The organism is Pseudomonas sp. PB103 (genome assembly GCF_009764635.1).
Classification (GTDB): Bacteria; Pseudomonadota; Gammaproteobacteria; order Pseudomonadales; family Pseudomonadaceae; genus Aquipseudomonas.
The window spans coordinates 16844-32346 of sequence record NZ_RWIL01000048.1; the positions used below are offsets into that span (position 1 = coordinate 16844).

A 15503-nucleotide genomic window follows, 5' to 3' on the forward strand; every position below is an offset into this window, starting at 1 on the left:
GAGGTTCCAGGGCGTTAAAATGTCGGCCAGTATACACAGCCACTATGGTCGGCCAAACCCCGTCCGGCGGTGACGCGGTCGGAACTTAGCTTTAAACTCCAACTCCCTTTTCCATCGCCCTCTTCTTTATTAGCCACGAGTGGATTCCATGACTACCACGCCTAAACCTTTGGTCCTGATGATTCTCGACGGCTTCGGTCACAGCGAAAGCCCCGAATCCAACGCCGTTTTTGCGGCGAAGAAGCCCGTCCTTGATCGCCTGTGGGCCACCGTGCCGAACGGCTTGATCTCGGGCAGCGGCATGGACGTCGGTCTGCCGGACGGCCAGATGGGCAACTCCGAAGTCGGCCACATGAACCTCGGCGCCGGCCGCGTGGTGTATCAGGACTTCACCCGCGTGACCAAGTCGATCCGCGACGGCGAATTTTTCGAGAACCCGACCATCTGCGCCGCTGTGGATAAAGCCGTGGCCGCCGGTAAAGCCGTGCACTTCATGGGTCTGCTCTCCGATGGCGGCGTGCACAGCCATCAAGATCACCTGATCGCCATGGCCGAACTGGCCTTCAAGCGCGGCGCTGAAAAAATCTACCTGCACGCTTTCCTTGATGGCCGCGATACGCCGCCGAAAAGCGCTGCCTCGTCGATCGAATTGCTCGATGCAACCTTCCAGGCACTGGGCAAGGGCCGCATCGCCAGCATTATCGGCCGTTACTTCGCAATGGATCGTGACAACCGCTGGGATCGCGTCGCTCAGGCCTACAACCTGATCGTCGACGGCAACAGCGAATTCAACGCCGCCACCGCGCAGGAAGGTCTGGACGCTGCTTATGCGCGTGGCGAGAGCGACGAATTCGTCAAAGCCACGACCATCGGTGTGCCGGTAAAAGTCGAAGACGGCGACGCTGTGGTGTTCATGAATTTCCGCGCCGACCGCGCCCGCGAGCTGACCCGCGTCTTCGTCGAAGACGATTTCAAGGATTTCGAGCGCGCGCGCCAGCCGAAACTGGCCGGGTTCGTCATGCTGACCCAATACGCGGCAAGCATTCCGGCACCGTCGGCGTTCGCGGCGGGCAGCCTGGAAAACGTCCTGGGCGATTACTTGGCGAAAAACGGCAAAACCCAACTGCGTATCGCTGAAACCGAGAAATACGCGCACGTGACCTTCTTCTTCTCCGGCGGTCGTGAAGAACCGTTCCCGGGCGAAGAACGCATCCTGATCCCGTCGCCGAAAGTCGCCACTTACGACTTGCAGCCGGAAATGAGCGCGCCTGAGGTGACCGACCGCATCGTCGAGGCCATCGAAAACCAGCGCTTCGACGTGATCGTGGTCAATTACGCCAACGGCGACATGGTCGGTCACAGCGGTGTGTTCGACGCGGCAGTGAAAGCGGTTGAATGCCTCGACACCTGCGTCGGTCGCATCGTTGAAGCCCTGGAAAAGGTCGGCGGCGAAGCGCTGATCACCGCTGACCACGGCAACGTCGAAAAAATGGCCGATGAAGAAACCCACCAGGCACACACCGCGCACACTACTGAGCCGGTGCCGTTCATTTATGTCGGCAAGCGCGACCTCAAGGTCCGTGAAGGCGGCGTGCTGGCGGATGTGGCGCCGACCATGCTGAAACTGTTGGGTCTGGAAAAACCTGCGGAAATGACCGGCACCTCTATCCTGGTCTGACCCCAATCGCCAAAACACCGCAAAACCCTGTGGGAGCTGGCTTGCCAGCGATAGCAATCTGACAGCCAACATCTATGTTGAATGTGCAGACGCCATCGCTGGCAAGCCAGCTCCCACAGTGGTTTATGGAGTTTTCGAAATGGAATTCGGTGTATTGCTTGGTCCAGTTATCACACAGCCCCAATTGGGCGTTTTTTTTGCAGCCTCGGGCGGGCATACTAGGCCGTCCCTTACCCTGGTGCCGCCCGCCTCTATGCTCCGCGTCCTGATCGCCCTCGCTCTGACCTGCCTGCTCCAACCGGCCTTCGCTGACGAGCGCGCGCAAACCCAACAACAGTTGGACGCCACGCGTCAGGACATTGCCGAGCTGAAAAAACTGCTGAGCAAGGTCCAGGAAGAAAAATCCGGCGTGCAGAAAGAGCTCAAGGGCACTGAAACCGAGCTGGGCAAGCTGCAGAAACAGGTCGATGCGCTGCAGAAAGAGCTGCAGAAAAGCGAATCCGAGCTGCAGCGACTCGATGCAGAGAAAAAAAAACTTCAGAGCGCGCGCACTGAACAGCAGCGACTGATCGCCATTCAGGCCCGTGCGGCTTATCAGAACGGTCGGCAGGAATACCTCAAGCTGCTGCTCAACCAGCAGAATCCAGAGAAATTCGCCCGCACCCTCACCTATTACGATTACCTGAGCCAGGCCCGCCTGGAGCAGTTGAAGAACTTCAACGAAACCCTGCGCCAACTGGCCAATGTCGAAAAAGACATCGCCGCCCAGCAAGCGCAATTGCTGGTGCAGAAAAGCACCCTCGATAGTCAGCGCGACGAACTGGAAAATGTTCGCAAGGAACGCCAGCAAGTCCTCGCCAAGCTCAACGATGACGTGAAGGCCCGCGATCAGAAACTCGCCGCCCGCGAGCAGGATCAGGCAGACCTGTCTAAAGTCCTTAAAACCATTGAGGAAACCTTGGCTCGCCAGGCTCGTGAGGCAGAAGAAGCGCGGCAGAAAGCGCTGATCGCCCAGCAGGAAGCGGAAAAAAAGCGTTTGCGTGAGGCGCAAGCTGAAAACAGCGACGCCCCACGAAAACCCGCCAGATCCACTCCCGGCGCGCTGGTTTCCAGCAGCGGCGAGACCTTCGGTGGCGCTTTTGCTGCAACCCGGGGAAAACTTCCTTGGCCGGTTGATGGTCGACTATTGGCGCGCTTCGGTGAAAGCCGTGGCGACGACGCCCGGACCAAGTGGGACGGTGTGATGATCAGCGCCTCCGCCGGCAGCCAGGTACATGCCGTGCATGGTGGTCGCGTGGTGTTCGCCGACTGGTTGCGCGGCGCCGGACTGCTGGTGATCCTTGATCACGGCAATGGTTTTCTGAGTCTTTACGGTCACAACCAGACGCTGCTCAAGTCGGCTGGGGACGTGGTTAAAGCCGGTGAGTCGATTTCCACTGTCGGTAACAGTGGCGGTCAGGACACACCAGCGCTGTATTTCGCAATTCGTCAGCAGGGTCACCCGAGTGATCCGGCGCAATGGTGCCGTGCGCAAGGATAAGCGCACCGCCTAATTCAGGAGTTCGTTCGACATGCTGCATTTGTCCCGCCTTACCTCGCTGGCCCTGACGATCGCTCTGGTGATCGGCGCGCCTCTGGCGTTTGCCGCGCAACCAGCCCCGGCCGTCGCTCCGGCAGGTACAGCCGCGACCTCCAAGGCGCCGCTGCCGCTGGAAGAGTTGCGCACCTTTGCCGAGGTCATGGACCGGATCAAAGCCGCTTACGTCGAGCCGGTGGACGACAAGACCCTGCTGGAAAACGCCATCAAGGGCATGCTCAGCAACCTTGATCCGCACTCGGCCTACCTCGGCCCGGAAGACTTCACCGAACTGCAGGAAAGCACCAGCGGTGAATTCGGCGGCCTGGGCATTGAAGTCGGCGCCGAAGACGGTTTCATCAAAGTGGTCTCGCCAATCGATGACACCCCGGCGTCGAAGGCCGGTATTCAGGCCGGCGACTTCATCGTCAAGATCAACGGTGCGCCAACGCGCGGCCAGACCATGACCGAAGCCGTCGACAAGATGCGCGGCAAGATCGGCCAGAAAATCACCCTGACCCTGGTGCGCGACGGCGGCACGCCGTTCGACGTGACCCTCGCTCGTGCGGTGATTCAGGTGAAGAGCGTCAAGGCGCAACTGCTGGAATCGGGCTACGGCTACATCCGTATCACCCAGTTCCAGGTCAAGACCGGTGAAGAAGTTTCCAAAGCCCTGGCCAAGCTGCGCAAGGACAACGGCAAGAAGCTCAACGGCGTGATCCTCGACCTGCGCAACAACCCGGGCGGCGTATTGCAGGCGGCGGTGGAAGTGGTCGACCACTTCATCACCAAAGGCCTGATCGTCTACACCAAGGGCCGGATCGCCAACTCCGAACTGCGCTTCTCGGCCACCGGCAAAGACGAAAGCGAAGCGGTGCCAATGGTGGTGTTGATCAACGGTGGCAGCGCCTCGGCCTCGGAAATCGTCGCCGGTGCCCTGCAGGATCAGAAACGCGCCGTGGTCATGGGCACCACCAGCTTCGGCAAAGGCTCGGTACAAACCGTGTTGCCGCTGAACAACGACCGCGCGCTGAAGATCACCACGGCGCTGTACTTCACGCCGAATGGCCGCTCGATTCAGGCGCAAGGCATTGTTCCGGACATCGAAGTGCGCAAGGCCAAGATCACCAACGAGGCCGACAGCGACTACTTCAAGGAAGCCGACCTGCAAGGTCACTTGGGCAATGGCAACGGCGGCGCCGACAAACCGACCGGTTCCGGCGGCAAGGCCAAAGCGATGCCGCAGGATGACGATTACCAACTGGCCCAGGCCCTGAGCCTGCTCAAAGGCCTGAGCATTACGTCCGGCCGTTGAGGATGTTTTTGCGTTTCGTCTTCGTTCTGCTGTGCTGTCTGGCGGGTGCTGCTCACGCAGAGCCCGTCAGCTCAAAGCCACACAAAGCCTACCTGACACTGATCATCGACGACCTGGGGCAGAACCTGCCCCGGGATCGCCGCGTGCTGGCCCTGCCCGGCCCGGTTACCACGGCGATCATGCCCGACACCCCGCACGCCACCGAATTTGCCCGCGAGGCTCACCGCGCCGGCAAGATCGTCATCCTGCACATGCCGATGGACCCGGCCACCGGGCCGTACGCCTGGCACCCGGAACTGCCGATCGAAGAGCTGGAAAAGCGCCTCGACGCTGCGTTCAAAATGGTCCCCTACACCGCTGGCATCAATAACCACATGGGCAGCCGCATGACTGCGCAACCGGTGGCGATGGCGTGGCTGATGGCCGAGTTGCAGCGCCGGCACAAGTTCTTCGTCGACAGCCGCACCAGTGCGCAGACCGTTGCTGCGCAGCAAGCACAGAAGATCGATCTGGCGAGTGTTTCGCGCGACGTGTTTCTCGATGATGAGCGAACTGAGGCGGCGATTTCCACGCAGTTGCAGACGGCGATCAGCCTGGCGCACAAGCAGGGTTCGGCGGTGATGATCGGCCATCCGTATCCGCAGACACTGGCGGTGCTGGAGCGCGAATTGCCGAAGCTGAAGGCTCAGGGCGTTGAGTGGATTGATATTCGGCAGATGATCAGCGTGCGCAGTAACAAGGCCACGGCGGCTCACGGCAAGGATGGCGTTTACCGCTGAAAAGATCGCAGCCTGCGGCAGCTCCTACATTGGCAATGCATTCCCCTGTAGGAGCTGCCGAAGGCTCCGATCTTTTAACAAGCGCTACAAATACCGCCCCATAATCTCGTCCACCACACCATCCTTGCGCATCTGATCCAGCGCAGCCTGGAGCTTCTTCACCGTCTCTTCCGGCACGTCTTTATTCAGCGCCAGATACAGCTCGGCGCTGTTGAAACGCAGCACCGTCTTCAGCCCCGTCACCCCATCCTGCCGTGCCAGATAGCGCCCGGCCGGGTCGCCCGTGGCCCACAAATCAATCTGCCCGTTGACCAGCTTCTTGGCGTTGTCCTGATCGCGCAACACCACCACAGGTTTCAAACCTTGCTTGGTCAGCGTCTCGGCAATCGCATCGCCCTTGTAGGCGCCGATCTTGTACTTGCGCGCGTCATTGAGGGTTTCGAGGGTGATCTTGCTGTCAGCTTTGGCCAACAGGATCCAGTCGTCCGGGCCGATCGGGCCGACCCATTTGAAGAGCTTTTCGCGATCCGGCAGGCGCGCCATCACAAAGGCACCGTAGCCAGGATTTTCCAGAGCGAGCTTGTACACGCGCTCCCAAGGGAAACGCAGGGTCAGGCTGTAGGTGACGCCGGCACGCTGGAACATTTCGCGAACGATGTCGGTGGCGATGCCGTTGATGTTTTCGCCTTGGGCGAAATTTTTGCCGTTCTTCGCCATGTTGTACGGCGGGAAGTTTTCGGTGAGGAGCACCAGATCGGTGTCGGGACTGGTTTCGGCGCGGGCCGAGTTGACGAGCAACATCGAGGCGCTGGCGAGAACTAGAAGCAGGCGTTTGATCATGTCGGGCTACCGAAATCCATGGCGTGCCCAAGAGTGCCTTGGGTGCGCCATGGTGTCCACTGGCCTGTATCGATTTTGACGCTTAACGCATCGTGATGCCGCGTTTGGCCATGTAGGCCTTGGCTTCCTGCACGGTGTATTCGCCGAAGTGGAAAATACTCGCCGCCAGCACAGCACTGGCGTGGCCTTCGAGGATGCCGTCGGCCAGATGCTGCAAGTTGCCAACGCCACCGGAAGCGATCACCGGAATACCCAGCGCATCGCTGATCGCGCGGGTCACGCCAAGGTCGAAGCCGTTTTTCATGCCGTCCTGATCCATGCTGGTCAGCAGGATTTCGCCGGCACCGAGACATTCCATTTTCTTCGCCCACTCGACCGCATCGAGGCCGGTTGGCTTGCGTCCGCCGTGGGTGAAGATTTCCCAGCGCGGGGTTTCGCCCGGGCCGGAAACTTTCTTCGCGTCGATGGCGACGACAATGCACTGCGAGCCGAAATGCTGCGCCGCTTCACCGACGAATTCCGGATTGAACACGGCAGCGGTGTTGATCGATACCTTGTCCGCGCCGGCATTCAGCAGGTTGCGGATGTCCTGCACGGTACGCACGCCACCGCCGACGGTCAGCGGAATAAACACCTGGCTGGCCATGCGCTCGACGGTATGCAGCGTAGTGTCGCGACCATCGACGCTGGCGGTGATGTCGAGAAAAGTAATCTCGTCGGCACCCTGCTCGTCATAGCGACGGGCGATTTCCACCGGGTCACCGGCGTCGCGGATGTTCTCGAACTTCACACCTTTGACGACCCGACCGTTGTCCACGTCCAGGCAAGGGATGATGCGCTTGGCTAACGCCATGGGCTTAATCTCCGATTAAGAGTTGCAAGCTTCAAACTTCAAGCTGCAAGAAAGAGCGGACGCGGTCGCGCTTCTAACTTGCAGCTCGCAGCTTACAGCTTGGAGCTGGTCGCGTAGCTATCGCAGAAAGCCTGGGCTTCTGCCACATCCAGCGTGCCCTCATAAATCGCGCGACCCGTGATTGCGCCGATGATGCCCGGCGCCTTGGCGTCGAGCAGCGACTTGATGTCACCGAGATTGTGGATGCCGCCGGATGCGATCACCGGGATCTTGGTAGCGGCAGCCAACGCAGCGGTGAAGGGCACGTTGCAGCCCTGCATCATGCCGTCTTTGGCGATGTCCGTATAAACGATCGAGGAGACGCCGTCGGCTTCAAACTGCTTGGCCAGGTCGATGACCTGCACGGTGCTGATTTCCGCCCAGCCATCGGTGGCGACGAAGCCGTCTTTGGCGTCCAGACCAACAATGATCTTGCCTGGGAACGCGCGGCAGGCTTCAGCGACGAATGCAGGATCTTTCACGGCTTTGGTGCCGATGATCACGTAGCTGACGCCAGCCTTGACGTAATGCTCGATGGTTTCCAGCGAACGGATGCCGCCACCGATCTGGATCGGCAGGGACGGGTAGCGCTTGGCGATCGCGGTGACCACTTCGCCGTTGACTGGCTGGCCTTCGAACGCGCCGTTCAGATCGACCAGATGCAGACGGCGGCAACCGCCCTCCACCCACTTGGCAGCCATGCTCACCGGGTCATCGGAGAACACTGTGGAATCTTCCATGCGGCCCTGGCGCAGACGTACGCAGGCACCGTCTTTAAGATCGATAGCGGGAATAATCAGCATGCTTTTTCCTTCGTCAAAAGAGCGGCAAGCTGCAAGCGACTAGCTGCGAGCATGCGGTGTACCAGTTCTTGCAGCTTGAAGCTTGCGGCTTGCAGCTGCTCCTAATTTTTTTCGAGCGCCCACAGGTCGCTTTCGATGCTTTCAAACCGCTCTTTGAGGTGGGTCTGCACATCGAAAATCGCCCTGTTGTAATAGTGCGGAGCAATTTCGCGGGTAAACAGCTCAAGAATTTCCGCCGCTTCGAACGACCCCAGGTCCAATTCGAAACGATCTTCCATGAACCGCTGAATCTTGCGATTGGCGTCGCTCTCCTGCTCGGCAGTGAGGGTCAGGATCGGCGGTTTGGATTTCTTGGCAGCCATTTACCAGCGACCGTCCCACGCGGCGAAGTTCTGCAGCAACTGCAGGCCATGGGTATGGCTTTTCTCCGGGTGGAACTGCACGGCGAAGCGCGAGCCATCGGCCAGCGCCGCAGCGAAATCGACACCGTAATGACCGCCACCGACCACCTGCCGCGCATTGGCGGCAGCGATGTAGTAGCTGTGCACGAAGTAGAATCGCGCCATGTCCGGAATGTCATGCCACAACGGGTGACTGACCTTCTGCTTCACCTCGTTCCAGCCCATGTGCGGGACTTTCAGGTGCTCGCCGTCTTCATGCAGGTCTTTGCCGAAGAACTTCACCGCGCCCGGGAACAGGCCGATGCAGTCGACGCCATCGTTCTCTTCGCTGGTGTCGAGCAAGGCTTGCATGCCGACACAGATGCCGAGGAACGGACGATCCTGGCTGACTTCGCGCACCAGCGAGTCGAAACCGAGGCGACGGATCTCCGCCATGCAATCGCGAATCGCGCCAACACCGGGGAACACCACGCGGTCAGCTTCACGAATCACCGCCGCATCGCTGGTGATCAGCACTTTACCGGCGCCGACGTGCTCGAGGGCCTTGGCCACCGAGTGCAGGTTGCCCATGCCGTAATCGATTACTGCAACCGTCTGCATTACAGAACGCCTTTGGTCGATGGCATTTGCCCGGCCATGCGCTCATCCAGCTCGACGGCCATGCGCAATGCGCGGCCGAAAGCCTTGAACACGGTTTCGATCTGGTGGTGCGTGTTGGTGCCGCGCAGGTTGTCGATGTGCAGGCTGACCAGCGCATGGTTGACGAAGCCCTGGAAGAATTCCTGGAACAGGTCAACGTCGAAACCGCCAACGGTGGCGCGGGTGTACGGCACGTGCATCTGCAGGCCTGGACGACCGGAGAAGTCGATCACCACGCGCGACAGCGCTTCATCGAGCGGCACGTAGGCATGACCGTAGCGACGGATGCCTTTTTTATCGCCAATGGCTTTGGCAAATGCCTGGCCGAGGGTGATACCGACGTCTTCCACCGTATGGTGGTCGTCGATATGCAGATCGCCCTTGCATTCAATATCCAGGTCGATCAACCCGTGACGGGCGATCTGATCCAGCATGTGCTCAAGAAAAGGAACACCGATATCGAATCGGGCCTTTCCGGTGCCATCAAGGTTGATCGAGGCTTTGATCTGGGTTTCCAGAGTGTCGCGCTCGACAGAAGCCTTACGTTCGGCCATCACCAGCTCCGCAAAATCATTGGGCGAAAAAGGCAGCCATTATAGGCACGCGGGGCCGAAACAGAAACACGAGAGGTGAGATGGCTGACGGATAGAACCCCCGGCTGTCGCGGGTAGACATGTCCATACAAGCCATTACAGGAGCGCAAAAACAACTGTAGGAGTGAGCCTGCTCGCGATGAGGGCCTCACAGTCAACATTTCTGTGACTGTCAGACCGCTATCGCGAGCAGGCTCACTCCTACAGGGGTACTGCGTTTTTACTTAGTGAAACAGTACCGCCGTTTTCTGCAGGGTCACCCACACACCCCACGCCAACGGAATACCCACCGCCAGCCACGCAGCAATCGCCAACGGCTTGCTGCCCGGCGCGGCTTTCCACTCCAGAACGGTGCTGGCGTCAGCACCTTTGTCGTGGCCCAGCGCTTGTTCGGCCGCCAGTTCAGCGTCGGTCATGAAGTATTTGTCGGCCACCGGACGTACCAGCAGGTTGCACAGGAAGCCCAGCACCAGCAGGCCGGCGAGGATGTACAAGGTGATGTCGTAAGCCGCCGCGCGTTCAACGCCGATGCTCAACTGATATTCACGCAGGTAGTTCACCAACACCGGACCGAGCACGCCCGCCGCCGCCCAGGCAGTCAAAAGACGACCGTGGATCGCGCCAACCATCTGTGTACCGAACAGGTCGGCCAGATACGCCGGAACCGTGGCGAAACCGCCGCCGTACATCGACAGAATGATGCAGAACGCCGCCACGAACAGCGCAACGTTGCCCAAGTGACCGAGGTTCGGGATCAGCGCGTACAGGGCAAAACCCAGGGCGAAGAACACGAAGTAGGTGTTTTTGCGGCCCAGGTAGTCCGAGAACGAGGCCCAGAAGAATCGCCCACCGATGTTGAACAGGCTGAGCAACCCGGTGAAACCGGCAGCGATCGCCGCGATCGAAGCCAACTGACCGGCATCAAGCTGACCAAACGGCACATCAACACCCAGCAGTTTGCCGCCGAACACTTCCTGCAGCAGTGGCGAAGCCATGCCGAGGATGCCGATACCGGCAGAAACGTTCAGGCACAGCACCAGCCAAACGAGACGGAATTGCGGGGTTTTCCACGCCACATTCACGTGCACGTGACGGTGCGTGATCATCGAGTTGGAGGCTTTTTTCGCCGGAGCGGTCCAGCCTTCAGGTTTCCAGCCGGTTGGCGGCACGCGGTAAGCGAGGGCGCCACCGATCATGAACACGAAGTAGATCGCCGCCATGGCCACGAAGCTCTGCCAGACGCCAACGCCTTCAGCCGAGCCGAAGTGGCTCATCAGCGCGGTCGCCAACGGTGCACCGACCATCGCGCCGCCACCGAAACCCATGATCGCCATGCCGGTCGCCATGCCGCGCTTGTCCGGGAACCACTTGATCAGGGTCGACACCGGCGAAATGTAGCCCAGACCGAGACCGATACCGCCGATCACGCCCGAGCCGATCCACATCAGCCAGATCTGGTGGGTATAAATACCCAGCGCCGAGATCAGCAGACCGCCGCACCAGCACAGTGCCGATACAACGCCAGCCTTGCGTGGCCCTGCGTGTTCCAGCCAGCCACCCCAGATCGCTGCCGAGCAGCCGAGGAAGATGAAGAACAGCGTGTAGATCCAGCCAAGCATGGAGATCGGCCAGTCGCATTGCGACGAAAACACTTGTGCGATGAAGCTCATGTCCGGCGCGCAAGCCACCGGAGCGGTTACGCCCAGCGCCTTGGACAGCGGCAACCAGAACACCGAGAAGCCATAGGCCATGCCGATGCACAGGTGGATGGCCAGAGCGGCCGGTGGTACCAGCCACCGGTTGAAACCGGGCTTGGCGATGATGCGTTCCTTGGACAGGAACGCAGGCTGGGCGGCGCTGAGGCCGTCCGCCGTGATGCTCGTGCTCATTGTGTATCCCCCAATTATTAGTATGGTTCGCCAGCCACTGTTCACCCTCGGCCTTATGCACGCAGGCATGACCGTTTTTTAAGGTGAAGCTCCTTGAAGGCGCGACGTTAAGTCGCAGAAGGGCGGACGAACGGGCGAAGGTTACCATTTGCAGGTGACAGAAAAACCAAACTGATATCACCTTTTTCATGTCATCTGATCTCCATCCCTGTAGGAGCTGCGGAACGCTGCGATCTATTGATCTGGTTTTTTCGAAACAAAATCAAAAGATCGCAGCGTTCCGCAGCTCCTACACGGGGCGATTTTTGCCGAGCGGCTGGTGAACCAAGCGCAGTAAATGGCGTCGCAAGCGGGGGCGGAACTGCGCCTGCTGGCGCCTGCCGGGCATCTTCCAGCTCCGGCCATCGCCGCGAAGTTGCACGTGCCATTCGAGGTACTGGCAACATGACGCCACACCGAACCGGGCATTTGCAGCGCTATACTCCCCGGCTAAATTACGAATTCGACTAATTACAAGGACTCGCCCATGAAAGCGTTCGGCAAAATCCTGGGTCTGGTACTTCTCGGGCTGTTGCTGATCATTGTGGCGGCAGGTTTTGCCCTGACCCACCTCTTCGATCCCAACGATTACAAAGACGAGATCCGCCAGATAGCCCGCGACAAGGCCCACATCGAGCTGACGCTCAATGGCGATATCGGCTGGAGCCTGTTCCCGTGGCTCGGCCTGGAATTGCACGAGGCCAGCGTCGCCACACTGGTCAAGCCGACCGAACCGTTTGCCGATTTGCAGATGCTCGGCCTTTCCGTGCGCGTGCTGCCGCTGCTGCGCCGCGAAGTGCAGATGAGCGACGTGCGTGTCGAAGGCCTGAACCTGCGCCTGAACCGCGACAAGGACGGCCATGGCAACTGGGAAGACATCGGCAAGGTGCCCGCTCCGGCCGGGGCAACGCCACCAGCGGCGCCTGCGGGCCAACCGGCGAGCGAAACCACCGCTGCCGTGGAAAAACCGCCACAGCCAATCCGCCTCGACATCGACAGCCTGACAGTCAACAACGCCCGCGTTGAATACAACGACGAGAAGACAGGCAAGCAGTTCAGCGCCGAGAGCATTCAGTTGAGCACCGGCCCTGTACACGATTCGACCAATATCCCGGTGAAAGCCACCGCGTTCCTCGGCACCAATCAGCCGGTGCTGCGCGTGCGCACCGAGCTCACTGGCGAGTTGCGCATCGAGCGCGCCCTGCAACGCTACAAGTTGGAAGACATGAAGCTGTCCGGCGAACTGGCTGGCGACCCGCTGCAAGGCAAGACCATGACCTTCGCAGCCCAAGGGCAGCTGTTGCTGGATAAAGCGGCGAACGTCGCCGAATGGACCGGCATCAAGATCTCCGCCAACCAGTTGCGCGCCTTGGGTGAACTGAAAGCCAACGACCTCGACAAAACCCCACAGATCAGCGGCGGCCTCTCCATCGCCCAGTTCGATCTGGCGAAGTTCGTCGACAGCATCGGCCAGAAACTTCCGGCCATGGCCGAGGGCAGCCTGAGCAAAGTCGAACTGGTCAGCCGTGTGGCGGCCACGCCAACCAGCGTCGCTTTCGACAACATCAATCTGAAACTCGACGACAGTAGCTTCAGCGGCCGCATCGCCGTCGAAGACTTCGCCAAACAATCGCTGCGCGCCGTGCTCAAGGCTGACACGTTCAACGTCGACCGCTACCTGCCACCGAAATCGGAAAAAGCCACGAACGCTACGCAAGTACGCCAGGCCGAAGTGGCCAGCACCGAAGCCGATGCGATGGCCGGCGCCGGCTCCACACCGCTGCCGGACAAGCCGAGCAAAACCGCCTGGAGCACCGAGCGCCTGCTGCCGGTTGAACGCCTGGCCAAACTTGACGTCGATGCCGACCTGACCTTCGGCCAGTTGACCCTCGACAAACTGCCGATTCAGAACGCCGCACTTAAAGCCACCGGCCAAGGCGGCTTGCTGACCCTGACCAACCTGAGCGGTGAGCTGTACAACGGCGGTTTCGAGGCCAAAGGCACCCTCGACGTGCGCCCAAGCGCACTGGTGCTGAATTTGCAGACCAGACTCAACCGCGTGCCTGCGGAAAAAATCCTCGAAAGCCAAGGCAAAAACCCGCCGGTCAAAGGCCTGGTGACCCTCACCAGCAACGTGACCAGCAGCGGCAATAGCCAGCAAGCGCTGATCGACACCCTCAACGGCAACGCCAGTTTCGTGATCAACAACGGCGTGCTGCTCAACGCCAACCTTGAACAGCAACTGTGCAAAGGCATCGCCACGCTCAACCGCAAAACCCTCAGCGGCGAGCCACGCGGCAAAGACACGCCATTCCAGGAGCTGAAAGGCAACCTGACTTTCCGCAACGGCATCGCCAGCAACCCGGACCTGAAAGTGCGCATCCCTGGCATGACCGTCAACGGTGACGGCGACATCGACCTGCGCGTGCTCGGCATGGACTATCGCGTCGGCATCATCGTCGAAGGCGACACCAGCTCCATGCCGGATCCGGCCTGCCAGGTCGGCGATAAGTTCGTCGGCATCGAGTGGCCACTGCGCTGCCGTGGCCCGCTGGAACTCGGCGCCAAGGCCTGCCGTATCGACAATGAGCGTCTCGGCCAGGTCGCCACCAAAATTGCCGGCGACAAGCTCAGCGAGAAGATCGACGAAAAACTGGGCGACAAGGTCAGCCCGGAATTGAAAAACGCATTGAAGGGGCTGTTCAAGCGATGAGAGCGGAGCAGTTTTCCACGGCGGTGCTGGAGTGGTTCGACCGCCATGGCCGCCATGATTTGCCTTGGCAACAGGACATCAATCCGTATCGGGTGTGGGTGTCGGAGATCATGTTGCAGCAGACCCAGGTCAGCACCGTGCTGAATTACTTCGACCGCTTCATGGTCGCGCTGCCGACGGTCGAAGCGCTGGCCGCAGCGCCAGAAGACGAAGTGCTGCACCTGTGGACGGGGCTGGGTTACTACACCCGCGCGCGCAATTTGCAGAAGACCGCGAAGATCGTCGTCAGCCAGTACGACGGCGAGTTTCCGCGTGACGTTGAAAAGCTTACCGATCTGCCGGGCATCGGCCTGTCCACTGCCGGCGCGATCGCGAGCATCAGCATGGGTCTGCGCGCGCCGATCCTCGACGGCAACGTCAAACGCGTGCTGGCGCGCTTTACTGCGCAAGAGGGCTACCCCGGCGAGCCGAAGGTCGCCAAACAGCTCTGGGCCAACGCTGAGCGCTTTACGCCACACGATCGGGTCAACGCCTACACCCAGGCGATGATGGATCTCGGCGCCACACTCTGCACGCGCAGCAAGCCGAGTTGCCTGCTGTGTCCGCTGGAGCGCGGTTGCGAAGCGCACATGCTTGGCCTCGAAACCCGCTACCCGATCCCCAAGCCGCGTAAAGCCATCCCGCAGAAGCGCACGCTGATGCCGATGCTTGCCAACGGCGACGGCGCGATTCTGCTCTACCGTCGCCCCTCGAGCGGTTTGTGGGGCGGCTTGTGGAGCCTGCCGGAACTCGACGACCTCGACGACCTGCAACACCTCGCCGATCAGCACGCGCTGACCATGGGCGAGCAGCAGGCACTGCCGAGCCTTGTCCACACATTCAGCCATTTCCAGCTGTCCATCGAACCCTGGCTGGTTCAGGTGCAGGAGGCCGCCCATCACGTGGCCGAGGCCGACTGGCTCTGGTATAACCTCGCCACCCCGCCGCGCCTGGGCCTCGCCGCCCCGGTCAAAACCTTGCTCGAACGCGCGGCCGCCGTCTTGAATGCAGGAGAGTCGCCATGACCCGCACCGTAATGTGCCGCAAATACAAAGAACAACTGCCCGCCCTGGAACGCGCCCCTTTCCCGGGCGCCAAAGGTCAGGATATTTTTGACCACGTCTCGGCCAAGGCCTGGGCCGACTGGCAGAAACACCAGACCCTGCTGATCAACGAAAAGCGTTTGAACATGATGAACGCCGAAGACCGCAAATATCTTCAGGGCGAAATGGACAAGTACTTCTCCGGCGAGGAATACGCTCAAGCCGAAGGCTACGTTCCACCTGCAGAGTAAACCCCGGAAATCG

General features: G+C 60.3%; 14 protein-coding genes and 1 pseudogene. 8 read left to right on the plus strand and 7 right to left on the minus strand.

Annotated elements, in window-relative coordinates; translation table 11 throughout:
* Positions 1-148: 148 nt before the first annotated feature.
* The 4 genes from gpmI (at position 149) to EJA70_RS08540 (ending at position 5348) form a co-directional block, all read left to right on the plus strand.
* A complete protein-coding gene (gene gpmI / locus EJA70_RS08525) occupies positions 149-1678 on the plus strand; it encodes a 2,3-bisphosphoglycerate-independent phosphoglycerate mutase (protein WP_158830469.1) in 1530 nt (509 codons plus the stop codon).
* Between the two features lie 253 nt (positions 1679-1931).
* The gene (locus EJA70_RS08530) at positions 1932-3218 is read left to right on the plus strand and encodes a murein hydrolase activator EnvC (RefSeq protein ID WP_158830470.1); all 1287 of its coding nucleotides are present in this window, start codon (positions 1932-1934) and stop codon (positions 3216-3218) included.
* 31 nt (positions 3219-3249) lie between these two features.
* Positions 3250-4569 (plus strand): S41 family peptidase, encoded by a 1320-nt coding sequence (locus tag EJA70_RS08535; protein ID WP_008080557.1) that lies wholly within the window; start codon positions 3250-3252, stop codon positions 4567-4569.
* Between the two features lie 2 nt (positions 4570-4571).
* Entirely contained in the window at positions 4572-5348 is a 777-nt protein-coding gene (locus EJA70_RS08540; protein WP_158830471.1) for a divergent polysaccharide deacetylase family protein, read from the plus strand.
* Between the two features lie 84 nt (positions 5349-5432).
* Here EJA70_RS08540 and EJA70_RS08545 read toward each other — a convergent pair whose 3' ends face one another.
* The 7 genes from EJA70_RS08545 to EJA70_RS08575 form a co-directional block, all read right to left on the minus strand.
* A complete protein-coding gene (locus tag EJA70_RS08545) occupies positions 5433-6188 on the minus strand; it encodes an ABC transporter substrate-binding protein (RefSeq protein ID WP_158830472.1) in 756 nt (251 codons plus the stop codon).
* A gap of 82 nt (positions 6189-6270) precedes the next feature.
* Positions 6271-7041, minus strand: coding sequence for an imidazole glycerol phosphate synthase subunit HisF (gene hisF, locus EJA70_RS08550; protein ID WP_158830473.1), 771 nt, complete (start codon positions 7039-7041; stop codon positions 6271-6273).
* Positions 7042-7133: 92 nt separating this feature from the next.
* Positions 7134-7883, minus strand: a complete 750-nt coding sequence (gene hisA / locus EJA70_RS08555; protein WP_158830474.1) for a 1-(5-phosphoribosyl)-5-[(5-phosphoribosylamino)methylideneamino]imidazole-4-carboxamide isomerase — start codon at positions 7881-7883, stop codon at positions 7134-7136.
* 101 nt (positions 7884-7984) lie between these two features.
* The gene (locus EJA70_RS08560; RefSeq protein WP_064117035.1) at positions 7985-8245 is read right to left on the minus strand and encodes a DUF2164 domain-containing protein; all 261 of its coding nucleotides are present in this window, start codon (positions 8243-8245) and stop codon (positions 7985-7987) included.
* A complete protein-coding gene (hisH, locus tag EJA70_RS08565; protein ID WP_007909206.1) occupies positions 8246-8884 on the minus strand; it encodes an imidazole glycerol phosphate synthase subunit HisH in 639 nt (212 codons plus the stop codon). It abuts the gene before it with no gap.
* Positions 8884-9477, minus strand: coding sequence for an imidazoleglycerol-phosphate dehydratase HisB (gene hisB, locus EJA70_RS08570; protein ID WP_007909204.1), 594 nt, complete (start codon positions 9475-9477; stop codon positions 8884-8886). Before hisB ends, hisH begins: the two co-directional genes overlap by 1 nt.
* Positions 9478-9740: 263 nt before the next feature.
* Positions 9741-11405: an OFA family MFS transporter gene (locus EJA70_RS08575; RefSeq protein WP_008080552.1), complete on the minus strand. Its 1665-nt coding sequence runs from the start codon at positions 11403-11405 to the stop codon at positions 9741-9743.
* Between the two features lie 307 nt (positions 11406-11712).
* On the opposite strand from EJA70_RS08575, the pseudogene EJA70_RS08580 reads away from it, so the two are divergent.
* The 4 genes and pseudogenes from EJA70_RS08580 to EJA70_RS08595 form a co-directional block, all read left to right on the plus strand.
* Positions 11713-11853: pseudogene (locus EJA70_RS08580) on the plus strand (aspartate 1-decarboxylase autocleavage activator PanM); the annotation flags it as partial.
* A 78-nt stretch (positions 11854-11931) separates the two neighbouring features.
* Positions 11932-14157 carry an AsmA family protein gene (locus tag EJA70_RS08585; protein WP_158830475.1) on the plus strand — a complete coding sequence of 742 codons (2226 nt, stop codon included), beginning with the start codon at positions 11932-11934 and terminating at the stop codon, positions 14155-14157.
* Positions 14154-15221 (plus strand): A/G-specific adenine glycosylase, encoded by a 1068-nt coding sequence (gene mutY / locus EJA70_RS08590; RefSeq protein ID WP_158830476.1) that lies wholly within the window; start codon positions 14154-14156, stop codon positions 15219-15221. The genes EJA70_RS08585 and mutY overlap by 4 nt, the downstream gene beginning before the upstream one ends.
* A complete protein-coding gene (locus tag EJA70_RS08595; protein WP_008080549.1) occupies positions 15218-15490 on the plus strand; it encodes an oxidative damage protection protein in 273 nt (90 codons plus the stop codon). Before mutY ends, EJA70_RS08595 begins: the two co-directional genes overlap by 4 nt.
* The last annotated feature ends 13 nt before the right edge of the window (positions 15491-15503 follow it).